This is a genomic window from Paraburkholderia sp. J10-1, from assembly GCF_905220165.1.
In the GTDB taxonomy this organism is placed as follows: domain Bacteria; phylum Pseudomonadota; class Gammaproteobacteria; order Burkholderiales; family Burkholderiaceae; genus Paraburkholderia.
On the sequence record NZ_CAJMYW010000009.1, the window covers coordinates 130876 to 154094 of the forward strand.

The 23219-nt window shown below is 63.9% G+C and carries 29 protein-coding genes; 8 read left to right on the forward strand and 21 right to left on the reverse strand.

Annotation, left to right across the window (positions count from 1 at the left end):
• Positions 1-125: 125 nt before the first annotated feature.
• The 4 genes from U5A65_RS25875 to U5A65_RS25890 all read left to right on the forward strand — a co-directional run bounded on the left by U5A65_RS25875 (position 126) and on the right by U5A65_RS25890 (position 2383).
• A complete protein-coding gene (locus tag U5A65_RS25875; protein WP_321948151.1) occupies positions 126-533 on the forward strand; it encodes a response regulator transcription factor in 408 nt (135 codons plus the stop codon).
• A 13-nt stretch (positions 534-546) separates the two neighbouring features.
• Positions 547-1335, forward strand: coding sequence for a helix-turn-helix domain-containing protein (locus U5A65_RS25880; protein ID WP_321948153.1), 789 nt, complete (start codon positions 547-549; stop codon positions 1333-1335).
• A gap of 254 nt (positions 1336-1589) precedes the next feature.
• Positions 1590-1985 carry a c-type cytochrome gene (locus U5A65_RS25885; RefSeq protein WP_321948155.1) on the forward strand — a complete coding sequence of 132 codons (396 nt, stop codon included), beginning with the start codon at positions 1590-1592 and terminating at the stop codon, positions 1983-1985.
• 29 nt (positions 1986-2014) lie between these two features.
• Positions 2015-2383, forward strand: a complete 369-nt coding sequence (locus tag U5A65_RS25890; RefSeq protein ID WP_321948157.1) for a DUF3564 family protein — start codon at positions 2015-2017, stop codon at positions 2381-2383.
• A gap of 29 nt (positions 2384-2412) precedes the next feature.
• Here the strand turns inward: U5A65_RS25890 and U5A65_RS25895 are convergent, their stop codons facing one another.
• From U5A65_RS25895 to U5A65_RS25915, 5 genes are all read right to left on the reverse strand, one after another.
• Positions 2413-2751, reverse strand: coding sequence for a hypothetical protein (locus U5A65_RS25895; RefSeq protein ID WP_321948159.1), 339 nt, complete (start codon positions 2749-2751; stop codon positions 2413-2415).
• Between the two features lie 80 nt (positions 2752-2831).
• Positions 2832-3071 (reverse strand): UDP-glucose 4-epimerase, encoded by a 240-nt coding sequence (locus tag U5A65_RS25900; protein WP_321948161.1) that lies wholly within the window; start codon positions 3069-3071, stop codon positions 2832-2834.
• Positions 3072-3181: 110 nt separating this feature from the next.
• A complete protein-coding gene (locus U5A65_RS25905) occupies positions 3182-4144 on the reverse strand; it encodes a universal stress protein (RefSeq protein ID WP_321948163.1) in 963 nt (320 codons plus the stop codon).
• Between the two features lie 68 nt (positions 4145-4212).
• Positions 4213-5046, reverse strand: a complete 834-nt coding sequence (locus tag U5A65_RS25910) for a universal stress protein (protein ID WP_321948165.1) — start codon at positions 5044-5046, stop codon at positions 4213-4215.
• A 167-nt stretch (positions 5047-5213) separates the two neighbouring features.
• The gene (locus U5A65_RS25915; RefSeq protein ID WP_321948167.1) at positions 5214-5648 is read right to left on the reverse strand and encodes an Hsp20/alpha crystallin family protein; all 435 of its coding nucleotides are present in this window, start codon (positions 5646-5648) and stop codon (positions 5214-5216) included.
• A gap of 251 nt (positions 5649-5899) precedes the next feature.
• Here U5A65_RS25915 and U5A65_RS25920 point away from each other — a divergent pair, with 251 nt between their 5' ends.
• Complete coding sequence (locus tag U5A65_RS25920; protein WP_321948169.1) at positions 5900-6739, forward strand: universal stress protein; 840 nt, start codon at positions 5900-5902, stop codon at positions 6737-6739.
• Between the two features lie 55 nt (positions 6740-6794).
• The gene (locus U5A65_RS25925; protein ID WP_321948171.1) at positions 6795-7292 is read left to right on the forward strand and encodes a universal stress protein; all 498 of its coding nucleotides are present in this window, start codon (positions 6795-6797) and stop codon (positions 7290-7292) included.
• A gap of 210 nt (positions 7293-7502) precedes the next feature.
• On the opposite strand, the gene U5A65_RS25930 is transcribed toward U5A65_RS25925, so the two are convergent.
• From U5A65_RS25930 to U5A65_RS25970, 9 genes are all read right to left on the reverse strand, one after another.
• Entirely contained in the window at positions 7503-8192 is a 690-nt protein-coding gene (locus U5A65_RS25930; protein WP_321948173.1) for a CBS domain-containing protein, read from the reverse strand.
• An 89-nt stretch (positions 8193-8281) separates the two neighbouring features.
• Complete coding sequence (locus tag U5A65_RS25935; protein WP_321948175.1) at positions 8282-8590, reverse strand: DUF1488 domain-containing protein; 309 nt, start codon at positions 8588-8590, stop codon at positions 8282-8284.
• Positions 8591-9078: 488 nt separating this feature from the next.
• Entirely contained in the window at positions 9079-9267 is a 189-nt protein-coding gene (locus tag U5A65_RS25940; RefSeq protein WP_321948176.1) for a hypothetical protein, read from the reverse strand.
• 125 nt (positions 9268-9392) lie between these two features.
• Positions 9393-10727, reverse strand: coding sequence for a nitrate/sulfonate/bicarbonate ABC transporter ATP-binding protein (locus U5A65_RS25945; protein ID WP_321948178.1), 1335 nt, complete (start codon positions 10725-10727; stop codon positions 9393-9395).
• Positions 10728-10752: 25 nt separating this feature from the next.
• Positions 10753-12495: an ABC transporter permease gene (locus U5A65_RS25950; RefSeq protein ID WP_321948180.1), complete on the reverse strand. Its 1743-nt coding sequence runs from the start codon at positions 12493-12495 to the stop codon at positions 10753-10755.
• A gap of 67 nt (positions 12496-12562) precedes the next feature.
• Positions 12563-14353: a PHA/PHB synthase family protein gene (locus U5A65_RS25955; protein ID WP_321948182.1), complete on the reverse strand. Its 1791-nt coding sequence runs from the start codon at positions 14351-14353 to the stop codon at positions 12563-12565.
• A 135-nt stretch (positions 14354-14488) separates the two neighbouring features.
• Positions 14489-15316, reverse strand: coding sequence for a potassium channel family protein (locus U5A65_RS25960; RefSeq protein WP_321948184.1), 828 nt, complete (start codon positions 15314-15316; stop codon positions 14489-14491).
• Positions 15317-15381: 65 nt separating this feature from the next.
• Positions 15382-16209, reverse strand: coding sequence for a polyphosphate kinase 2 (gene ppk2, locus U5A65_RS25965; RefSeq protein ID WP_321948186.1), 828 nt, complete (start codon positions 16207-16209; stop codon positions 15382-15384).
• Positions 16210-16298: 89 nt separating this feature from the next.
• Entirely contained in the window at positions 16299-17330 is a 1032-nt protein-coding gene (locus tag U5A65_RS25970) for a hypothetical protein (protein WP_321948188.1), read from the reverse strand.
• A 457-nt stretch (positions 17331-17787) separates the two neighbouring features.
• Here U5A65_RS25970 and U5A65_RS25975 point away from each other — a divergent pair, with 457 nt between their 5' ends.
• Both U5A65_RS25975 and U5A65_RS25980 read left to right on the forward strand, forming a co-directional pair.
• Positions 17788-18612 carry an NAD(P)-binding protein gene (locus tag U5A65_RS25975; protein WP_321948190.1) on the forward strand — a complete coding sequence of 275 codons (825 nt, stop codon included), beginning with the start codon at positions 17788-17790 and terminating at the stop codon, positions 18610-18612.
• A complete protein-coding gene (locus U5A65_RS25980; protein ID WP_321948192.1) occupies positions 18609-19448 on the forward strand; it encodes a universal stress protein in 840 nt (279 codons plus the stop codon). Before U5A65_RS25975 ends, U5A65_RS25980 begins: the two co-directional genes overlap by 4 nt.
• A 400-nt stretch (positions 19449-19848) precedes the next feature.
• On the opposite strand, the gene U5A65_RS25985 is transcribed toward U5A65_RS25980, so the two are convergent.
• From U5A65_RS25985 to U5A65_RS26015, 7 genes are all read right to left on the reverse strand, one after another.
• The gene (locus U5A65_RS25985; protein WP_321948194.1) at positions 19849-20373 is read right to left on the reverse strand and encodes a flavodoxin; all 525 of its coding nucleotides are present in this window, start codon (positions 20371-20373) and stop codon (positions 19849-19851) included.
• Positions 20374-20414: 41 nt separating this feature from the next.
• A complete protein-coding gene (locus U5A65_RS25990; protein WP_321948196.1) occupies positions 20415-20579 on the reverse strand; it encodes a CBS domain-containing protein in 165 nt (54 codons plus the stop codon).
• Positions 20580-20864: a CBS domain-containing protein gene (locus U5A65_RS25995; RefSeq protein ID WP_321948198.1), complete on the reverse strand. Its 285-nt coding sequence runs from the start codon at positions 20862-20864 to the stop codon at positions 20580-20582.
• Positions 20861-21091 carry a hypothetical protein gene (locus U5A65_RS26000; protein WP_321948200.1) on the reverse strand — a complete coding sequence of 77 codons (231 nt, stop codon included), beginning with the start codon at positions 21089-21091 and terminating at the stop codon, positions 20861-20863. Before U5A65_RS26000 ends, U5A65_RS25995 begins: the two co-directional genes overlap by 4 nt.
• 16 nt (positions 21092-21107) lie before the next feature.
• Positions 21108-21758 carry a BON domain-containing protein gene (locus U5A65_RS26005; protein WP_321948202.1) on the reverse strand — a complete coding sequence of 217 codons (651 nt, stop codon included), beginning with the start codon at positions 21756-21758 and terminating at the stop codon, positions 21108-21110.
• A gap of 34 nt (positions 21759-21792) precedes the next feature.
• Positions 21793-22401 carry an NAD(P)H-dependent oxidoreductase gene (locus tag U5A65_RS26010; protein ID WP_321948204.1) on the reverse strand — a complete coding sequence of 203 codons (609 nt, stop codon included), beginning with the start codon at positions 22399-22401 and terminating at the stop codon, positions 21793-21795.
• 115 nt (positions 22402-22516) lie between these two features.
• On the reverse strand, positions 22517-23167 hold the full coding sequence (locus U5A65_RS26015; RefSeq protein ID WP_321948205.1) for a BON domain-containing protein: 651 nt from the start codon (positions 23165-23167) through the stop codon (positions 22517-22519).
• Positions 23168-23219 lie beyond the last annotated feature (52 nt).

A 23219-nucleotide genomic window follows, 5' to 3' on the forward strand; every position in this document is an offset into this window, starting at 1 on the left:
CGCTGGGGTGTCGCGGCCGATTGCCGCATGACTGTAGGAATCGCCCTACACGTCTTCCGTTCCGCGTACGTCAATTTCCATCGCCGCCGATATTTTTTTGAGGCGGCGTTGCCAATACTGGCTACATGAAAGCCAGTCCTGTCCGTCAGCGCCTGCAGGTCTTCCTCGTCGAGGATGCGACTGCGGTGCGCAGGAAAATCGCCGAGGCGTTGTCGGCTATTCCGGATGTGAGCGTGATTGGCGAAGCCGAGGATGCGGCTAGCGCCCTGACCGGCATCGCGCAAAGCGGTGCCGACGTCGCGGTGGTCGATGTGAGGCTCGCGAGCGGCAGCGGCATCGAATTGCTCTCCCTGCTTGCTCTCGAGCAACCCTCGGTCGTGACGGTCGTGTTGACGAATCACTCCGGCGCACCGTTTCGCGCAGCCTGCCAACGAGCGGGAGCCCATTTTTTCTTCGACAAGACGTCCGAGTTCGAAGCCGCCTGCGAAGCCATTGAAGCGTTAGTGAAACAGCGCGTCACACCCGCGCGCTGAACTGGAGACGATCATGTATGCCGAGCCCGCCTGCGAATCCTCACTGTCTACGCCGCCGTCCGCGCGCTGGCACGTGGTGCCGCTGCAGCCAGCCGTACGCGAGGCCGTGCCGCGCCAGCCGGCTACGCGCTGCTCGACCTGCTCGCTGCGTGCGGTTTGCATGCCGCCGGACCTCACATCGATCGAACTCCAGCAACTCGATGCCGTGGTTCTCACCACGCGCAATGTGCGCCGTGGCGAAGCGCTGTTTCGTGCGCACGACGCCTTTCAGAGCCTCTACGCCGTACGCACCGGATCGTTCAAGACGGTCGTCATGCACCGCGATGGCCGCGAGCAGGTCACGGGCTTCCAGATTCCGGGCGAGCCGCTCGGGCTCGACGGCGTTTGCTCCGGTACACACAGCTGCGACGCCATCGCGCTCGAAGACAGCACGGTTTGCATCATGCCGTTCGGCCAGCTCGAAGCGTTCTGTCGCGAGAGCAGGCGCATGCAGCGCCATCTTTATCAGTTGATGAGTGGTGAGATCGTGCGCGAATCCAGTCTGATGATGCTGCTCGGTACGATGACCGCCGAACAGCGCCTCGCCACGTTTCTGCTCGATCTTGCGGCACGCTTCCAGGCGCGCGGCTACTCCGGTGCGCAATTCAACCTGAAGATGAGCCGGGAGGAAATCGGCTGCTTTCTCGGCATGAAGCTCGAAACGGTGAGCCGGATGTTCTCGCGCTTTCAGCGCGAAGGCCTCGTCGAACCGAACGGCAAGCAGATTCGCATCGTCGACGTCGAGGGACTCGCGCGCGTGTGACGCAAGGTGTTGCGCTCGAATCGCGGCGTTGGGGCCGCTCACTGGTGTTGGCCCAGTAAGCCTCATCGCTGATGCTTATGTTTTTGCGGCGCCCGGTACCCGGCGCCACTTTTTTTTCATGACATCCTGACGCAAACACCTGTAAGCGGAATCCGCTGGCGATTGACACATATCAACGGGAAAAAGGGCGCCGATGACACCATGAACCTGGCCGGCGGTCTTCCGCTCCCCGGCCACACTCGAGGAGACATTCGATGCCACGCATTCCCATGCCTGTTGCTTGCGTCCCGGTGAATCCGCCTTTCTACCGCCGCGCGAGCGTGCCCCTGTTTTACGCCGCAGCGGTGTGCGCTGCCGCGTTGTACACCGTTGCCGCGCACGCGCAGGTCGTCGAACCCACCGAACTCGTCGATCAGCAACACTGCATGTTCTGCCACACGTCAGATGCGCCATTTCTCGCGCCGTCGTTCCACCAGATTGCGGAACGTTACCGCGATAAGCCGAATGCGAACGCCATGCTTGAAGACAAGCTCAGGCATGGCGGCAAGGCACATTGGGGCGATATGGCCATGCCGCTGCCCGCAGACCGCGGCGGCCCGCTATCGGCCGAGGACGCGCGTACGCTCGTTCAGTGGGTACTGAGCCAGTAACGGCACAACGGTTCTAAAGGAGCACCTTAATGCGCGTCACAGTCCATCTCGACAGTTTCGACCAGCTCGACCCCACGGCTTACGCGATCATCTGGATCGACACGGAAGGAAGAAAGTGGTCCCGCGAAGGTCACGCGGGCGTGACGCTGCCCGAATGGGGGCAATGCTGCTCGTCCCCGCGCGGCACGAGCCTGCTGGCGTGCGAAGACCAGCGTGAGGTTTGCCTGCTCGAAGCTCTAGACCTTGGAGCGAGCGACGGCCCGTTCGAAGGCGAAGGTGGCGCCGCACACTTGAATGCGGGCATCAGCACCGGGCCGCTCGAAGCACGCTGGCGCGTGCAATGTATCGATGAGAGCGTGCCCGATCCCGAAGATGGCCTTTTCGCCGACGAAGCCTGACGGTGCTTCCCCCGCTGGCGCCGCGTTGATCAGTGATCGCGGCGCGATGCACCGCTTGGGTAAACGACACGTGCGGGCGCGGCCGAATTGAGTTGGCGCTCGGCCGCGTCGAATGCCGCGCGCATGGCAGCCACTGGGTCGTCACCCTCGCAATGGTCGAGCGGCGCGAGTTCCCTCGCAGTTGAAACGAGGTCAAGACGAACGTCATAGGCCGGCTGGCAGATTCCGCGCTGCAAGGGGTGCATCTGCTCAATCGCGAGATGACAACCTGCCAGCACGCCGCTGAACCGCTCGAGGCGCAGCAACTGAATGCCTGCCTCCGCCTCGAGGGTAGATGAACCGGCGAAACCCAGATAAACGATTTGCATCCCGAGTCCCATCACCGCGCCCCTTCAGAATCGGTATTGTCGCTGCCCGATGGCTCGTTCACGCCACCAGCCAGGTCTGACTACAGTTCAAACGCATGGCGGATTTTCAGGTCGATCCACACCATGCCTTCGCGCAGCCCTTCGAGCACCGCCTCTCGTTCGGTTTCAAACACACGATGATGTGTGAATGCGTGGGAGAAGCGCTGCAATTGTGGACCGTGCGTGACGCTGACTTCGCAGCGAAAACCGCCTTGCGGATCCGGCGACGTAAGGGCCTGGACGCTCCATGCGCCCGAATCGACATGGCCGGTAAGTGACATGATTGCGTTCTCCCTGAGGCGTGATGGCGAGCGACTGGACCTGCGATTGAGTTCAGGATAAGACCGGGCGGTTGATGGCAATTGATGCACGTCAACCTGACTCGTGCCGCTCACCGCGCTGCGATACCGAGGGCGTGCGTCGCCAACGCCTGTTTCGTTGCGCGACTCGCCGGCGCCGCAACGAGAACCGGGCAGGAAGCGTCGCGCAGGGCGTGTGACGCCACACTGCCGGGCAGCGCCTGCGCCCGCACGCGCCGCCCCTGCAAGCCGATAACGAGAAGATCCGCGCGCCAGCCACGCACCTCGCGCAGAATCGTGCTGGCGACGTCGTCGAATTCGTCGTACGTCGCCAGCGCCGCAAGTGAAACCCGCGTGCCGCAAGACGTAACGAGCGCTTCGGCACGGGCAAGCGTACTGGCGCGGTCGTCCTCGAACAGGTGGTCGAGGCCTCGCCCCGCCACACGGAGTGTGCGTTCCACGACGTAGATCACTCGCAATTCCACCTCGGTCGGCAAGCATCCAATTGCGAGTTGAAGCGCGGCATAAGCGCTCGCGCTTCCGTCGACCGCAATCAACGCGCGAGCAAGCGGAGGTTCGTCCAGCGCAAGCAATTGCGACGGCACATAGAGCAACGTGCGCCGCGTCGCGTATGAGATTTCCTCGGGGTCGAGCCTGCAGGCCCAGTGCTGCCCCGGGTGATGCGCGGCGAGCGCCACCAGATCGGCGTCGAAAGCGTCAGCAGCGCGGGCAAGGGCGACAGGCGCCTTTGTGTGAAGCATCGAGAGATCGAGGAGTTGCACGTCCGGTTCGCATCGCTCGAGCGCCAACGCGTTCGCGGCGTCGCGCAAGTCGAGTTCAGCGCGACGGATCATGGCCGCGTGGGTCTCGGCACAGCCCGGCAGCCCCAACTCGAGCGAAGGGAACAGGGAGGCGGGATCGGCGATGAGTTCGACGAGCCTGATCGGCGCATCGCGACTTGCAAGGCGGCTGGCAAACGCCGCAAGCGAAGCGAGGCCGCCCCCGCCCTCGGCAGTGGCAATGAGGCGCTGAAAGGGTTTCGAGGGGAGTTCCATGAACGTATCCAGTTCGGCCGGACGACGACCATCGCGGCACAATGCGTGGCCGCGTCCCGGGTCTGCAGTCACGTCAGCATCAACGTTTGCGAGCCTTGCGGCACGAGGAGTAACGGCAGCACCGTGCGCTGCGCGACTTCGGCAGCGACACTCGCGTAGCGCCACCGGCCACCTTCATGGCCGCCACGCGTGCCGAGCACCAGCAGATCCGCGTGCCACTGCAATGCCGCCTGAATGATCGCGTGCGCCGTTGCCTCGCCTTCGTGCCCGGCTTCGAGGATGACTGCGTCGAAGTCCTCGGGATGCTGTGCCGCCGCCGGGTCACACGCGAGATAACCCACGCGCACTCGCGTGCCCGGCGCGGCCAGCGTTGCCGCTTCACGCACGGCGCAAGCCGATGCCGCGCTTGCATCGCTCGCCACGAAAACGCGGCCGGGTGGGACCGAGCAGTGGCGCGCAGTGGGTGTGGGCAACATCAGCACCGGGGAGGCCGTTTCGCCCGCGAGCGCGACCGGATTGGCCGGTGCCCCGATCGTCAAGTCGGCTTTCCAGAGGCGCACTGCGCGCGCCAGTGCTTCATTGCGCGCCGCGCTGTCAGGTCCGGTACCGAGGAATTCACAGTCCGCCTCGATTCCGCGTAGCGCCAGCAGTTCGCGAGCGGTTTCGAGCGTCGCGGTCAGCGCGATCCGATTGGAGCACTGCTGCGCGGGCCGCTGATCCGAATCCGGCAGCGAAGCCGAAGGGGCAAGACCCGCAAGCCGCACGTGCGCGCCATGAGCGGCCCAGCCCGCTACACATTCGAGCAGCGAGGCTATGCGCTCCATTCCCGTAAACAAGACATAGAGGCGTGAATAAGGCGCAACGTGCTGCATTCCGGCGGCCGTGGCAGTCGATCGTTTCATTATTTGCCCCCTCGTTCATGCCCCGCAACGCGTTGCGCCGCGAGCAAGCCGGCCTGCATAAACACAAAAAAGGCGCAATGCGAATGCCCCTGCGCCGTAAAGGCGCGCGCCGTGCTGTCATGCACGGATCGACGCGCCCTCTCCCCGGTCTCGACGACGTCAGACGCTCACTGGATCTCCAGCCGCTTCTGTTCAGCGGCCACCTTTTTCGGCAGCGTGAGCGAAAGTACGCCGTCCTGATACTGCGCGGTAGCGCCGCTCTCGTCGATATCGCTGGCAAGCGAGAACCTGCGAGCAAAGGAGCCGCTATAACGTTCGCGGCGAATGACCCGCTCGCCTTCCTTCTGCTCGATCTTGCGCTCGACCTTCGCGTGAATCGCAACCACATTCCCGTCAATTTTTACGTCGATGTCCTTCTTGTCGATGCCCGGCATCTCGGCCTTGACGGTGTAGGCCTTGTCGTTTTCCGTGACGTCGAGCTTGATCGTCGAGAGTTCGCTCTCCTCGGCGGCCAGCGCGCCGCGCATCGGCCGAAACAGCCCCTGGAAGAGGTCCGAAACAGGCTCCATGGAAAACGGGTCATAACGTGTCAGATTGCTCATTGCCTTGCTCCTTTAGGCTTGCGTGGCGCACAACCCTGCGATGAGTCGCGCTGTATTCAATCTAGGCACGGACTGCAGTTTCCGATTGATCTGCCTCAATGTCTCCTTTTTCCGAAATCCGTGGCGTGCCATGTCTCTATACGAAGAGATGATTGATTCAAATCAAGCGCAATAAGCCCTCCGTTTCTAGACTCGAATCACTTTCTCCGCCCCAAAAGGCGGCGCGACCACCCCGTTCGCTGGAGATCACGATGAGCTACAAGACAATCATGGTGCACATGGATACGAGCGCACGCGCAAGCGCGCGACTCTCGCTAGCGTTGAAGCTGGCCCGCACGTTCGGAGCGCATCTCGATGGACTGTTCGCGGCGTTCGAGCCGCACCCTCGCGAGTTTTACGTGATGGCCGGCACGGCCGACTATTACGACACGCACCGCAAGCTGCGCCGCGAGCAACGGGGCGCGATCGAACGCCTCTTTCGCGCCGAACTGGCGCGCGCGCAAGTCGACGGTAGCTGGGTGGCTCCAGAGGGGGACCCGGTCGCGGCGGTCATGCAGCGCAGCCGGACCGCTGACCTCGTGATCCTCGGGCAAACCGATCAGGACGATCCGGAATCCTATATTGCGGAACACTTTCCGGAAGCCGTGCTTCTGGGCGCGGGCGGCCCTGTGCTGTTGATGCCCTACACAGGCAGTTTCGAGTCGGTCGGCGAACGCGTGCTCGTGGGCTGGAACGGCACCCGCGAGGCTGCTCGTGCGGTTCACGACGCCTTGCCTTTCATCGCTCGCGCGGCCCACGTGACCATCGTGGCCGCTTCCTCGACCTTCACGCCCGCCGAGTCCCAGGCCTCGTGTGCCGACCTCGCGGCCATGCTCGCGCGCCATGGCGCAACGAGCGTCGACATCACCCGGCTCGATCGCGCCGCTTCCGAATCCACAGGCGACGCGCTGCTCAGTTACGCGGCCGACGGCAGCTACGATCTGCTCGTGATGGGTGCATACGGCCACGCGCGCCTGCAGGAACTCGTACTGGGCGGCGCCACGCGCACGATCCTTGCCACGATGACCCTGCCGGTGCTGATGTCTCATTGACGAACCGCGACACGCTTCGCCTCGATACCGGGCGGATACAAACGGAGCCCATACCATGTACTCGCGCATTCTGGTCGCCCTTGACGGCAGCAAGACCGCCTCTCACGCTCTCGACACTGCAATCAGGCTCGCGCTCGATACCGGTGCACAACTGCAGGCGCTCTATGTGGTCGACCTCCCTGTCATCGCGTACGACGTGCCCGGATACGATCCTTCGATTGTGCGCGACGCCTATATCGAGGAAGGCCGCGTGATTCGCGCCGATGCGGATACACGTATGGCGAAGCAAGGCGTGAAAGGCACGTCGCGCTCGATCGAGGTCGAACTCCCTGCGGAAGACGTGGCGCAATGCATCGAGCGGGCCGCGGCTGACTGGCGTGCCGATCTGATCGTCATGGGTACGCATGGGCGCCGCGGCGTGCGCCGCCTCATGCTGGGCAGCGTTGCGGAGCGCGTGCTGCGCTGCGCGCGCTGTCCCGTTTTGCTCGTACCTGCGCGTACGGCGCCGTCCGGGCAGGAAAAGCAGGCAAACCACGCTCGCGTTCCCGCGTGAATCATCGCGCGGATAGCCGCGCCTGAGCCACGTTTTCCAGACGTGGCTCAGGGCGGTGCCGTCCACGCCATCTCCCTGACTTCCCCTAAGCAAGAAAGAAGCGAATTCGCCGTGACTGACGCTGGCCGACGATAGTGAGGCCGACAAAAAGAAACTGGGCCAGTCACGTTGCTGGCCCAGCCTTCCCCACGCCTTAAACCGCCACATTCCTCACATCGGCGTGAACACCACCGGGTAGCCGAGGTGATCCTCGACACCCTTGACGCCCGCCACACGCTCCGCGGAAACGAGTATCGCCTTGCGCTCTTCCTCCGAATTCACGGTGCCCCAGAAGTGGACGATCCCTTCCTTGACGACGACGTTTTCCGCCGCCATTGCCCAGCGATGCCCATCGAGCGCGTGCAACACATTGCGATGGATGGTCTCGTCCGAAGCGAGCCCCGCCTGATCCGGCCGCGCGGCACTCGCCAGCGCGCGTATCAGGTTTGCACGACTGACGATACCCACGAGCTTGCCCTGATCCAGCACGGGCACTCGCTTGATATGAAGGCGTTCGAGCACATCGGCGATCTCGCTGAGCGGCGTTGCAGGCGAAACCGAAACGACATTGTCCGTCATGACGTCTTCCACTTTCGCCGCGTTTTCCTTCAGGTACTCGCCTGCCAGCTTGCGCGTCGAATGGAGGAATTCCCCAAACCAGCTTCGCTGCGGCTTGCCGGTGCCCGTTTCCACGCGATGCAGCAGATCGCTTTCGCTGAGAATGCCGACAAACGCCCCGCCATCGTCAACGACCGGAATGCCGCTGATGTGGTGTTCGGTGAGGAGCGTCGCCGCCTCGAAAATCGACGCATTGGGGCGTACGGTGACGACGTCCGTCGTCATGATGTCTGATGCTTGCATGAGGTCCTCCGTTAAGGGCCAACGCCCCGATGTGACTCAATTTAAAGGCCGCCGGGCTGCGCAAATTGACCTGAATCAAGCGCGCGGCCTTATGGCGAACGGGCTTTCACGGCATCATCCGAGTCCTTGTACATACGGAAGTAGCCGCTGTGAAGCGTGATCGCCTCGGACTGCGTCGCCTCGATCATGCGAGCCGCCGCCTGTTCGATCGCGGCCCGGTGGGCCAGGAACGCGCCGCGCAAATCCGCTTCGCGTAGCGACGCGGCGCCGAAATGATCTTCGAGCGCCTCGGCCGTGATCGCACATTCGATATGCAAGTCGCCGGCCGTGGCGGGAAAGGTCAACGTGAGCCGGTTGGCGTCATAGTGCGGCAAGCGATCGGAAAAGATGATGTTCATGCTGATGCACTCCTTCGCATGGGCGCTCGCGGACGAGCTAGATCGTGATGTAGCCCTGGAAGGACCATGGCAGCTACATGTGCAATATCTCTGTCGTTGCGGGCGCGCATGCCATGCAAGTGCCGAAAAAGCCCGGCGCGCCATCGGCCGAAACACCGGAACAAACGAAAGCGAGTCATTGATCGTGACAAGGAACTCGGGGTTGTAGCATGACGGCGCAATAATCTTCAAAGACTCGAAGAACGCAGCGCCATCCGCATTACGCGCCCATTCTGTCGCTTGCGAAGATGTGGGACTGCGCATTTCGTAGCATGCCGGCAACTCGATGGTCCGGCCGCCGTGGGAAATCCGTTCCGCAGGCCGGATAAGGCAGGCGCCGGGGCGGCCACGCCGCGAGCGAAAGGCACAGTTCAGGTGTGCGTTGGGCGAAGTAATCAGTGAGCCAGTTCATCTCTCTCTCCTTGCGTCGGGCTGTCAGGCACGTCGCCTCAGTCCTCTTCTCCATACCAGTTACGAATCGCGCTCCAGACTTCCTCGGCCGATTCGCAGAAGCGAAAGAGCGCAAGGTCGTCCGGGTCGATCATTCCGGCCTCGGCCATTGCGGGTCCCTGCAAGGCGGGCATGGGCCGCGTTTCGACCGCGAACTTGCCCGGGCCGCTGTAGACCAGTGCTTTCATGGTTCCTCCAGGAATTTTTGGAACGACGGCCACTGTGGCCCCGACGGTACAAACGCCTGTCTCATCATGAAGGGCGGCGAGGCTACGCATTTGATATCGATCAAGCGTTCGCCTGCCCGGCAGATTCAATCGCCAAACGTACGTGTGTGGTCGTCATAGCTGAACAAGCCCGCGTACCGGCCCCAGTCGATCGCAGTCCGCAGCGTCGTTTCGGCATCGGCGCGATGGAGGTGGTCCTCCAGTTCGAGCTCGAAGCGCGCACGCGGCGCGCGGTGCCCTTCCCGTTCGTCAAGGACCTCGCGGATGTGGGCGATGAGCGGCACGAACTGCACCACATGTTCGCGAAAAAGCTGTTTGCGCTCGCTGTCGTTGGCGTGGGCGAACATGCGTCCGGCCGCCGTGAGCTTGATCGCGCGCTCCTGCAACTCCGCGAATGCCAGCAAGTGCAACGCCGCAGCCACGGGAAAGAGCTCATCGGGTTTGAGCATCAGCGCCGCGGCCATCGAAGCCAGTTCAGCGTGGCCGTCGTGCGTGGCCGCCGCGAGCGTGTCGAGGAAGCCGACGAGACGATGGCTCGACACCGCCGGCAGGCGCAGGCCAAACGCGCCGCGCACGGCGCCTGTGCCGTTGGCGGCTTCGGCAAGGCGAGCGGTCAGGATTCCGTACAGCGTGTCGACGATGACGCGAAACGCCGGGTCGAGCCGGTTGCGCGGGCGCGACAGCGGCACATTCAGCGTCGCCACGACATGGCCGGGATGGCCGCCCAGCACATGGATGCGGTCGCACATCAGCACCGCCTCCTCGATGTTGTGCGTGACCATGAGCACCGCCTCGATCGGCGTTTGCCCCTGGGTCCAAAGGTCGAGAAAGTCACTGCGCAGCGTTTCGGCGGTGAGAACATCGAGCGCCGAAAACGGTTCGTCCATGAGCAGCAGTTTCGGTTCGCTCACCAGCGCCCGCGCAAAACCCACACGCTGGCGCATGCCGCCCGACAGTTCGCGCGGAAACGCGGATTCGAAGCCGTCGAGCCCGATCATTTCGATGGCGGACATCGCGCGCTCGCGCACCACGCCGGGCGCAAGCCCAGACGCGTCGAGCCCCAGCTCGACATTGGCGAGCACCGTGAGCCACGGGTAGAGGGCGAAGGTTTGAAACACCACGGCGATACCCTCCGCAGGGCCCTCGAGCGGCGCGCCCTGATACAGCACGCCGCCCGACGTGGGGCGCGCGAGGCCTGCGGCCACACGCAAGAGCGTTGACTTGCCTGAGCCCGAGCGCCCGAGCAGCCCGAGGATTTCGCCCTCGCCCAGCGTTATGTCGATATCCACGAGCACCGGCAGTGGTTCGCCGGAGGGACGCGCGAACGCCATGCCTACGCGGTCAAGTTCCAGTATTGGCGCAGCAGGGCCATGCGGCTTCGCGCCGTCGAGTGCCATTGCGGGATGTGCGAGAGCTGGCATGGCGGTGATTTCCATGGCGACAGGTTCAGGCGAGCCGGGTGCGGCGTTCGGCGAAGGCGTAGAGGGGCCGCCATATCAAACGGTTGGCGGCGACGACCATGATCGACATGACACCGATGCCGAGGGCGATGCGCGGATAGTCGCCTCTTGCCGTCATCTGCGCGATATAGGCGCCGAGGCCGCCTGCGCTCAGGGTGGTCGTCCCCCAGTTGACGGTTTCGGCCACGATGCTTGCGTTCCAGGCGCCGCCGCTCGCCGTGATCGCGCCCGTCACGTAATACGGGAAGATGCCGGGCAGCAGGACCTGCAGCCACCGCGCACGGCGCCGCAGCCGGAGGCTCGTCGCCGCCTCGCGCAGATCGCTCGGCAACGCTGTGGCACCGGCTATCACGTTAAAAAGGATGTACCACTGCGTACCGAGGATCATCAGTGGGCAGAGCCAGATGTTCGGGGCGAGCCTGAAGCGCACGATGCAGAACGCGACGACGGGGAACAGCAGATTGGCCGGAAAGGCAGCGAGAAATTGCGCAGCCGGTTGGACCCAGGCAGCCAGCCGCGGACGCAGCCCGACCGCCACGCCTGCGGGTACCCAGATTACGGAGGCGAGCGCAATGAGCACCGCGACCCGCAGCAAGGTGAGCAAACCGTTGTGGACCGCGTCCACCACATCGGCCCATGCGAGAGCGGGCGCAGCGAAGCGCAGCACAGCTCCGCCCGCAGCGACTACGGCCGCGGTGCACAGTGCAAACCAGAGTGCGTCGCCCGCGCGCCGCGAGGAGGCACGGTTTGCCCATGCCAGGCCGCTCCAGCGTGCGCCGGGCGACAGCCGCAGGTGCGCGGCGCGCGTGAGCGCCGCGCCAGCCGGACGGCACGCGCTCTGCATCCACGGAGAATGATGAAAGAGGTCGAGCAGCCAGCTGCGCGGGCAAGCCTGAGCCGCGATATCGCCATAGCGAAACCGGTCGGCCCACGCCACCAGCGGGCGAAACAGCAACTGGTCGTAGAGCACGATCGCGAGGCTCATCGCAAGTATCGCCCAGCCTATTGCCGGAAGATCGCGTTTCATGATCGCCTGCGCGACCCACGAACCCACGCCGGGCATCGCCACCTGCACGTCGCCCACCGAGATGGCCTCCGAAGCGACCACGAAGAACCAGCCGCCCGACATCGACATCATCGCGTTCCATATGAGCCCCGGCATGGCGAACGGCACTTCGAGCCGCCAGAACCGTTGCCAGCCGGAGAGACGAAAGCTGCGGCTCGCCTCGTCCAGATCGGTCGGCACAGTGCGCAGCGCCTGGTAGAAGCTGAACGCCATGTTCCACGCCTGGCTCGTGAAGATCGCGAATATCGAGGCCAGTTCGGCGCCGAGCACGTTGCCCGGGCACAGCGACATGAAGAACACCACCGTGAACGACAGGTAGCCGAGTATCGGCACCGACTGCAGCACGTCGAGCAGCGGGATGAGGATGCGCTCCGCCCGGCGGCTCCTCGCAGCGAGCGTCGCGTACGTGAACGTGAAAATGAACGAAGCGACGAGCGCGATCAGCATGCGCAGCACGGTGCGCAGCGTATAACCCGGCAGCGCCGCAGGCGATAGCGAAATGGCCGCTCCGTGACCACCGGTCAGCGGACCGCTCATCTGGCGCGCGCCCTCACCGAGTAACACGATCGTGCCTAACACCAGAACCACGGCTGCCACGTCGCGCCAGCCCGGCGTTCTTGGGTACCAGCGCAGTCCTCTCAGCACTTCGGCATGGTGTTCCACGGCATTCCTCTGCTTGACCGGCTGCGTTTGACCTCGATCCGCCGGTGCGGCAACCCGCTGCGCCCGCTCACGCTTCGAGCACGTATTCGCCCGGTGCCGGCCCGAGCCCAACCTCCGGCGCTCGCGCCGGCACTTCCCCCGACGAGTGCTCGCGCAGCCAGTCGCACCAGCAGGTCCACCACGATCCGTCGGTTACGGGCGTGTTGCTTACATAGTCGTGACGGCTGCGGTACGGCGCGTCGGGTTCGCGCGTCGCGCACCGGAAGTAACGCCCCGCATGACCAGGCTCGGACACGATGCCAGCGTTGTGTCCGCCCGCGGTGAGGACGAACGTGAGCGCGTTGTGCGTGAGCAGATGCAGCTTGTAGACCGAACGCCACGGCGAAACGTGATCGCGCTCGGTCCCGACGACGAACATCGGAGCCTCGATGTCCGAGAGCGCGATGGGCCGTCCGTCCACGCAATAGCGCCCCGCTGCGAGATCGTTGTCGAGAAAGAGATGGGTGAGGTATTCGGTGTGCATGCGGTATGGCATGCGCGTCGTGTCTGCGTTCCACGACATGAGGTCGTTCGGCTTCGTACGCCGGCCGAGCAGATACTCGCTCATCATGCGGGACCAGATCAGGTCGCGCGCATTGAGCAACTGGAACGCCGCCGACATCTGCGCGCCATCCAGGTAGCCCTGGCGCCACATCAGCGCATCGAGTGCGGCGAGTTCGCTTGCGTCGATGAACAAGCCCAGTTCGCCGGGTTCGCTGAAATCGGTGAGCGCGGCCAGCAGCGTGACGGAACGCAGCGTATCGTGCCGCGCGTCGCGCGCCAGCGCCGCCGCGCCGATCGAGAGCAGCGTTCCACCGAGGCAGTATCCGACCGCGTGGACAGGCTCACCGCATCGCGCGCGAACAGCATCGAGTGCCGCGAAAAAGCCATCGCGCAGGTAGTCGTCGAGGCCCAGATCGCGCGCTTCGGGGCCCGGGTTGCGCCACGATATCGCGAACACCGTATAGCCCTGTTCGACCAGATAGCGGATCAGCGAGTTGTGCGGTTGCAGGTCGAGAATGTAGTACTTCATGATCCACGACGGCACGATCAGAATCGGCTCGCGTGCGACGCCGGGCGTCATGGGTGCGTAGTGCAGCAGTTCGCACAGTGCGTTGCGCCAGACGACCCGGCCCGGTGTCACTGCGACGTCGCGACCAGGCAGCCAGGCCTGCGCCACGCGCGCTCGCGCGCCTCGCATCGTGTTGGCCATGGCGGTAGCGTCCTCTAGCCAGTTGCGCATGCCCGCAGCGAGGTTGGCGCCGCCAGTGCGCCACGTGGCCTGCAGCGCCTCGGGATTGGTCGCGATGAAGTTGCCCGGCGAACACGCGTCGAGCCACTGGCGCGCCGCGAAGCCAACCAGTGCTTCATGGTGCCGTTCGACGCCCGGAACGCCTCGGGTCGCTTCGCGCCACCAGCGTTCGGCCACCAGAAATGCATCGCGGCACATTCGGAATGGCCAGTTCGACCATCCTGCGGCCGTGAACCGAGGGTCGGCCTGACCGGCGTACACCGTCGTTCCGCCTTTATCCGTATCGGCATCGGGGCGGCTTGCCGCAAGCCACGCATGGGCGGCAAGGTCGAAGCATTTTCCGGGAGAGACTGCGAGGTGCCCAGCCCAGTCGAGCGCGGCCAGCGCGAGCGCCAGCGGCGAGAGCCCGAATGTCGCCGCAGCCAGACTGGCATGCGCCGCCCGGTTCCATTGATCGGCGGGAGCGTCGTCCGGCGGCCGTCCGCACTCCACGGCGCGCGCAGGCGCCCCATGAATTGCCCGGCTCGCATGCAGGGGGTCAACGTCGCTAACGGCGGAATCGGTCATGATGGGCGCGCTCTTCGTTCGTCAGGCCGTCCGTGCGCGGTATGGCGCGGCGGCGTCAACCGCATCACTGTGCGTTGGAGGCGCGCGTGCGCGATTGATCTGAATCAAGTACGACGAGCAAGGCCAGCCCCGTTGTCATGCTGCTCTGTGGCCACCGCCCTGCGAACCGCTGTGCCCGGACGCAGGCCCATCGCGCAGCCCTTCGAGTTCGCGATGCAGCAAAAGAATTTCCGCATGCAGCGCCTTGATGTCCCGATGCATCTCGCGCCTGAGCCGCCGCTCGTCCTTGCCGATGATCCACGCGGCGATGCCCGCAAATGCCAGCGAAAGCATCCCGTAGCCGAGCAACACGACGAACACGGCAAAAACACGCGAGGCGGGCGTTGTAGGCGCGTAGTCGCCGTAGCCAACGGTGGCGCTACTTTCAAAAGCGAGCCACAGCCCTTCCGAGTAGCTGTGCACATGCGGCTCCAACGCGTAAAACCCCGCACCGCCCAGCAACACGACGATCGCGCCCACGAGCGGCAGCAGCACAAGCCGGTTTGGCTCGAAATACCCACGCAGCGCAAAGACGATGCGTAGCGCGATCATCCCCATGAACGCGAGTCTAAGCGCCCATTCGAGCGAAGACCAGGGATTCGCTCCGCCGATCATGCTGACGAGCGCGCCACAAGCGATCGCTACATCGAAGGCATTGCGATCCAGAAACCGTGTAGGTTGTCGGCTCGACCACGCAGTTCGCGCAATGGCGCCGGCGCACGCCGCCGCCATGCCGCCGTATAGTGCCCGAGCGGTCAGCAGCATGGAATTCGACGTCGCGAGCAGCTCGAGATAAAAGGCCGGTATGGCAATCAGGCAGCCCGCAAGCAAAATCCAACGGGCGTGTGACCACGCGTGAAGTGCTGCCGCTCCGTCGTGTGAATCGACTCCACCGAGTCCTGTCTTGTGCCAGCCGACACTCATTTGCCCTATTCCTCTTCATGCAAGACCTGGCGTGCTCACGTTCGCGTTCGCGCTCACAAGGCCGGTCAGAACCGCTCCTCAATGAAGCGAAACGGGTAATCCGGATCCTTATACCCCCCCGCCTTATCCCGTTCAGGCAGCTTCACCCTGGCGCGCGGCACCGGCTTGTAGGGCATTCTGCTGAGCAAGTCGCTGATGAGATTGAGCCTCGCACGCTTCTTGTTGTTCGAGTTCACGACCAACCATGGCGAACACTCCGTGTCCGTTGCGGCGAACATGTCATCGCGCGCTTTCGAGTACTCGTACCAGCGGCGATACGATTCCAGATCCATGGGCGAAAGCTTCCATATCTTGCGCTCGTCGTGAATGCGCGCCTCCACACGCCGCGTCTGCTCCTCCTGGCTCACTTCGAGCCAATACTTGAGCAGGATCCCCCCGGAATCGATGACTGCCTTTTCGACGAGCGGCACATCTTTCAGGAACGCCTTGACCTGCTGGTCCGTGCAAAACCCCATGACCCGCTCAACACCCGCGCGGTTGTACCAGCTGCGGTCAAAGATCACCACTTCCCCCGCAGCCGGCAGATGCGGAAGGTAACGCTGTACATACATCTGGGACTTTTCGCGCTCCGTAGGCGCCGGCAAGGCGATCACCCGAAAGATGCGCGGACTCACGCGCTCGGTGATCGCCTTGATGGCCCCGCCCTTGCGCGCGCCGTCGCGCCCTTCAAAGACGATGCAGATCTTCACCCCCGTGTGCACAACCCACTGTTGAAGCCTCACGAGTTCCACGTGCAGTCGCGCAAGCTCCTTCACATAGTCCTTGTTACGCATGGTAACGCTCTCGTCACGTTGCGCACCAGCGGCCCGTTTTGCTTTTCGGGTATCGTTCATGATCTCTCCAGCGCGGCCAGAATCGGCGTAGAGGGCCGACCACGCGCTTGCCGCACGACGCGTCGCGTGAATGCCTCCTCGCTCGAAAATTAAATGAGCGGGCGGTTTGCCTGATCGGCCAGGCGCGGCGCGGGCAGCAGGTCGCGTCGTGCAAAGCGAATGAGATCGAAGGCCCTGTATTGCGCGGGCAACGCCGGAATACGCGCCACACGCAGATCCAGCGCTTGCACAGGCGCCGAAGACGTTGCGTCGACGACCACGTTCATTGCGTCGAGCCGCACCTGTCTGATCGTCACGTCCATGTGCGCAGCGGGATCGTCCAGCACCTCACCGATCTGTTCGAGCTCCTTTTGCAGCGCGTCGCTGCGCAGACCCAGCTTCGCGAGATGCTGTGCGTTCTCCTCGATCTGGGCCTTCAGCCGCGCTCGTTCTGCGGGGTCGGCGCTCGCCGTGCCTCCCACCACCAGCCCCATCCCTACGCCTTGTCGTTCGAGCAGTTGCAGCCGCGTTTTCAGGAGCGCGCGTTCCAGTTCGAGTGCGTCGCGTCGCGCGATGGAGGCGGCGATGCGCGAAAGCCCTTCCAGCGCAAGCTGTTCGAGCATGCGCAGCACGATTTCCCGCCTGAGCCTCGCGTCCGTGGCCCTGCAGATGCGTACCTGGTGGTCCGTGAAGCTGACGGTGGTGCGCACCGCATCCGTTCGCACCATCTCGCCTTCCTGCTTCGCACCCAGCGTGCTGCGTTCGAGCATTGCCATGCCCAGCACCGCGAACGCCTCTTCCGCGCCGGGATTCTCCTCGAAGAAGCGTCGCAGATCTTCCGGGCGGCTCAATGCCTGCGCTACGTCGTCCGGCGCAGCAAAATAAGCGTGGATACAAGGATCCGACGACCAGGTCTCGCGACTGGCTTTGCGCGCCGGCGGCAACTTGCCGATCAGATCGTTCAGATGGCGCAGGGAAACGCGCACAGCGCGCGATAGCCGGCGCTCGAATCCGGCAGCAAGGCGCAACGGTGGGTCCAGCCTGATGACGCGTTCGATTCCTTCGCGTATTAGCTCGCTGTCAATCGCGTCGTCCTCAGTGTCCGCTTCCTCGCGAGGCGTCAACCAGCTCAATATGCCCATGTCGGTGATCCCTCAAACGCGCAATAGCAATCGGATCAGGAAAGTACAGAGCGCTTGTGTGCCCAGTTTTCCCACTGGCGCCCACCATGCGCCGGTGGTTGTAAGGAAGGTTGCGCCACGCACGCTCCTCTCATTGCAGAGACATTAGCGAAGGAATAATCGTTAGTGATTGACCTGGATCACATCCCTGAGAACGCGATTTCTATGTGCGCTTCATAAGCGGCACGAACGATAGGCGACAGCCAGGTCGCTCATCTCGTCAGACGCGCAGGAACCGCCGCTGGGCCGCTCATCCTCCGGAAGACTTGTGGTGCTGACCGCCAACCGGTGCTTGACCTGTATCAATCTGGGCTTCGCCGCCGGCCCTAGCCTTCACACAGGCTCCGCGATTTCTGAGTTGGGGGACGTTGCGACCGGGTTTCCTTTCCAAATCTGCACTGCTTGACGCGAAGCCGCGTTGAGCACGCCTGAAGAAGCCGATATGTGGATCTACCGTGTCAACGAACCGCGCCTCGGCGCGGTTCGCGTGCGTGAGTGGCGTCGTCGTGCCCGGCACGCCATTGCCATGCTCGTGCTGCTCCTCGCGGCCGCCACCGGCGGCCTCATGTTGCTGGACCAGTCGGCGGCCTCTCTTCATACGCGCCTGTTCAACGCGCTGTGGGACGCGGCCACCCTGACGACGACGCTCGGAGACTTTTCGGATTTCGACGAGCGGCAGAAGATTTTTATGCTCGCGGCCATGTTCGTGACAATGTTCGTCGCTGCGTTTGCGGTATCGAGGCTGACCGGAATTCTGTCCGGCGACGATGTGATCGCATACAGGGAGAATCGAGCCATGGAACGACAATTCGAACGGCTTGCCGGACATATCGTGGTCGTGGGCTACCGGTCGCTCGGGCAACGCATCAGCGCGAAACTCCGCGAGGCGGGTGAAACCGTCCTGGTGCTCGTAGCTGACGCGTCACTCGCTGACAAGGCCGCGGAACGCGGCAACCTCGTCATCCTGGGTGCCCCCGACGCATTTGACGACAGACTCCGGCGCGCCCGGCTCGACAGCGCGAAAGCACTCGTTGCGACGAGCCCCGACGGCGACGCCAATCTGGCCATCACGCTATTGGCGAATTCGCCGAATCGGTCGCTGCCGATCATCGTTCCGGGCGAAAGCAACTTGAGAAAGACACTGCTGGAGAACGCCGGCGCGACCGCGGTTGTCATTGGCGATGAGATTCTCGCGAACGCATTGATCGGAAAACTCAGCACTCACACGGAGGCCACGCCATGACCTACAAGACCATGATGGTCCACCTTGACACCAGCAGAGGCACCCAGACCCGGCTTTCGTTCGCGCTGAAGCTCGCCCGGAAATTCGACGCCCATCTCGACGGCGTGTTTGCCACGTTCGATCCGCATCCGGTGGGGTTCTACGCGATGACGGGCGCAGCCGACTTTTATAACGCTCATCGCACATTCCTGGCGCAAAAGCGCCGTGAAGTAGAAGGGCTGTTTCGTGCAGAACTGACCCGTGCCCAGGTGCCGGGCGTATGGAATGCACCAGACGGTTATCCCGTTACCACGGTCCTGCAGCGTGGCAGAACTGCTGACCTTCTGGTCCTCGGGCAATCCCGACCGGATGACCCCGAATCCTGCGTGGCGGACAATTTTTTGGAGACGGTTCTGCTGGGTGCCGGCAGCCCTGCTCTGTTGATACCGGAAACCAGCATCCTGGAGGCAGTCGGCAACCGCGTGCTGATCGGCTGGAACGGCAGCCGCGAAGCCGCACGCGCCATTCACGACGCGATTCCATTTATCGCGCGGGCGGCACATGTGACGGTCGCCTCTATTTCCACGGTGTTCAAGCCGGGGCCGACCGAAGCATCGTGCGCTGACGTCGCAGCGATGCTCAGGCGGCACACTACGCGCCCAGTGGACGTTGCCCGCTTCGAACGTCCGTTGACGGTATCGACGGGTGACGCGCTGCTCAAATTCGCAATCGATGGCGAATATGACCTGCTCGTCATCGGCGCCTACGGTCACGCCAGGTTTCAGGAGTTCGTCCTGGGCGGCGTCACGCGCGCGATCCTTTCTTCGATGGCGCTACCGGTATTGATGTCTCGTTGACCGGCCGTGCGCGAATGAGTCGCTGCGCCGCTCTGCTCATCTCGGCCGGGTTGACCTCGTTCAATCGCCCGCTCGCCCCTGCCAGGCGAGGACACGCTGACCTGGATCAACGCTTGTGGCGCGCCGCCGTCCGTGCTGTGGTTAAGCCGATGGCGCACGCATACGCCCGGCCACGCCATGTTTCCGCCGCTGTATATGAAACCCATGCCCATTCCCGTGAGGAAGCCCTTCGTAGCGGCGGCCGCCGATACGGGAGCACGGGTTCGCCACACAGGATCGCGACGCTCGCACCCGGCTCCTCATGGCGCAGCGAGCGCGCAGCCGTCACGCTCGCAATGCCGCCGCCTGCCAGAACATAATCGAAACGCTGCTAAGCGCATACGTTGCTCCTACGCAAGGCTCATCTGGACGCCGCCTCGTGCTCGCGCGCGACGAGTGCATCCTTGACCGCCAGCACGAAGCGGGCAACCTTCTCGACTGCCGCGTCGGTCTGCATGTCTCGCGCGGAGATCGCACAGGTTGCAATTGGCGCACGCCGCGCGAGCTGCGCCATCTGCGCGAATGCCTCTTCACTGCCGCGGCCGCCCATCGTGCAAAAGAACGCCACCGTGCGCGTCTGATGCCAGTGTAGCGAGAGCCACGTCGCCACCGGCGTCGACGCGCGCGCCGCCCATACCGGCGTACCGACCAGGATGACGTCGTAGTTGACGAGCGTATGGCTCATTGGTTGCAGGTGCGCGGGGTGCTTGCGGACCACGTCGAGGATCGAAAGCAGGAAGCCCAGGGGACCGACTCGGCGCCGGAATTCGACCTCGTACAACCGTTCGTAGTCCCCTTCGAGTTCGGCAGCGAGCCGCCCGGCAATCTCCGCCGTCGTCTCGCTGCGCGAATAGAAGACCACGAGTATGCGAGATGGTGCGTTCAAGGCGACCTCCATCATGTTTCACCGATGCAAACCACGTCGCGCTACGCGCGGCGCTTCACTTCGAGATGAGGCTGGCGCGCCGAAATGCGGCGCAGCTCGTCAAGCAGGTTGGCGGCCGCGTGCATCAGATCGTCGAGCGAAATGATGCCGATCAGTCCGCCGCCTGCGCCGACCACGGGCAACCGGCGCACCCCATGCAGCCGCATTCACCTGGCGAGCAGCCAGATATCGTCGCCGTCATCGGCGACCAGCGCAGGCGTCGACATCACGTCGCCGGCGTACAGCTTGTCCGCGCCCGCGTCAGGGCTCACCACCGCCAGCACAATGTCCCGATCGGTCAGCACACCGAGCGGCACGCGCACGCCTCCGTCATCTCGCACAACGACCAGATCGCCCGCGTGCAGCGCGCGCATTCTCGCCGCGGCTTCGACGATGGAGGTTTGCGGGTCGCAGGTGGCGACTTCACGTGTACACAGCGTGGCGGCGTTCATTGCACCTCCGTCCATATGGCAAGCAACTGTTCGCACGAGCCAGCGTGACGCCCCTTTTTACACACGAGCGCAAACGGGCCGTCCGCGCTCGTCGCGTGCCAGGGCTCGAAGTCCGGCACCAGCGCGTCGCCGAACCGGTGGACAAGAAGAACGGCGGTACAGACGACGGCCGCGGCCGTTACCACGCCGAACGCGAGGCGCTCGAATCGGCGGAAGAAGCGTTCCATACCGGTGTTTCCTCGTTCATTCGACGTTCAGGAGGTCAACGATCGTATGCACGCCCGGCGTGGCTTTGGCCGCTCCGTAGACGAGCTTGCGCTCGGCGTGCGAGGCGACTTTGCCGCTCAAGGTGACCGTGCCGCCCTCGATCTTGATCTCGACATGTTTCGCCTCCCGCTCCCCGTGCCGACTGATCGCGGCGCGAATCTCCCGTGCGATGTCTTCTGCCGACGTTTCGCCACGGATGCGAATCTTGTCGTTCACGGCCCTCACACCACGCAAATGTGCGATCGCTTGCTGCGCGGCATGGCTCTGGTACCCCCAGTCACACTCGCCAAGTAACGTGACGCAGCCCTTTTCGACCTCCAATTGAACATCCTGATTGTTCAGGCCAACTGTCCATTCGAGGATCGAGCGCGCCGTGCCGGCGATCTCTTCATCGCTGCGTTCGTCGTGCCGAGGCAGGCGCACTTCCATCTCCACGACGATGCCGCGCACACCCGCAACCCGGGCGGCCGCCTGTTGCGCGGCGAGCTTCGCCGCGTAGCTCGCCGGATGGCCCGACAGCGTCACCAGGCCATTCGAGACCTCCACGCCGATCGTCGCCGGTTGGATAGACCGGTCGCACGCGATCTCAATCTCGATTTCACGCTTCAATTCCATATCGGATTTCATTGCATTCGACTCCTGATTGCTTGCCGCCGCGGTTTCACGCCGCCGGGACCGAAGCGAAATGCCCGCGCACAAATTCACGCACCCGCGCGAGGTTGGCGGAGGCCACAGCGGGAGGCATCGCCGGCCCGACTTCGTCGAAGTGGAGGTGTCCGATCACGTCGAAACCGGACGCACGAAAAACATGCGTATCCTGCAACAGCTGCATCGCCTGCCACCGGCCGTCCGCCACGAACGAGGCCAGCGGCGCGGCCGAGACCGTCACCACGACGGCACGGCGTCCCGACAGCAAGCCGTGCACGCCGTCCGGCTGGGTCTCGTACGCGAAGCCGCGGCTGAACACGCGATCGATATAGCCCTTCATCATCGCGGGCATCGCCATCCACCAGAGCGGATAGATGACCGTCACGACATCTGCCGCGAGCACGTCTTTCTGCGCGATCAGGACGTCGGCCATGCGAACCCGTACATCGCTTCCTTCGGTCAGCTCCTCGGCGGAGAGCACGGGATCGAACCCCATCCGGTACAGGTCATGAACGCGCACGTCATGGCCAATGCGGACCAGTTCACCAACATAGTCACGCGTCACGTTCATCGTGAAGCTGTCTTCCACCGGGTGCGCGACCACGATCAGGTGTTTCTGCATGGCGATAGCTCCTTCTAAAAAAACCGCAGCACGGACAGGTTCATCCTGCGCGCGCCCGCCGCCATCCGATTGACACACGTCAACCCTGCGAGGATCGCCCCGCGCGCGCTCCAGTTCACTCGACGACCAGTTCGTCCACTACGCGCCGCACACGACGCGTCGCCCAGCCGGCGCCACATGCGGCGCGACGGTCGCGCAGCGAAGACACCTTGCCGCTGAGCGTCGCCACGCCGTCTTCGACCGTGACATGAATGCCGGCAAACTCCCGCTGTGCGCGGCGCGCGAGCGCCGCCGAAATGTGCCCCGCAACATCAGCCACAGCGTCGCTGTTGCGCACTGCGATCCGGTTGACCACGCCCATCACGCCGCGCATGCGGCTAACGACCTTCTCGGCCAGATTCCGTTGATAGCCCCAGTCCACTTCGCCCACGAGCGTCACGCAGCCGCGATCCACCTCGATGTGAACCTGGCTTTCGGCAAGACCCGCCTGCCAGCGCAGTGCGATCACGATGGCTTCGGCGAGATCGACATCCGAATGCTGAAGCTTCGGCGGCGGCGCAACCGTAAGCTCGAAGACGATCGCGCGGCAACCCGCCACCCGCTCGACAGCTCGCCGGACGGCCATTTTTTGCGCGTAACCGGGCACCGTGCCCGACAACGTCACGATACGGTCCTGTACGCTGACATCGACGCGCGAGATATCCACCTCGGGGTCCCACGCGAGTTTGCGCGCCACCTCGTCTCTCAGTGCTTCATCGGATTTCATTGCGGCCTCCTCTCGAGCTTTCCGCCCGGTTGCTCCGCCTCAAGCATCGCTC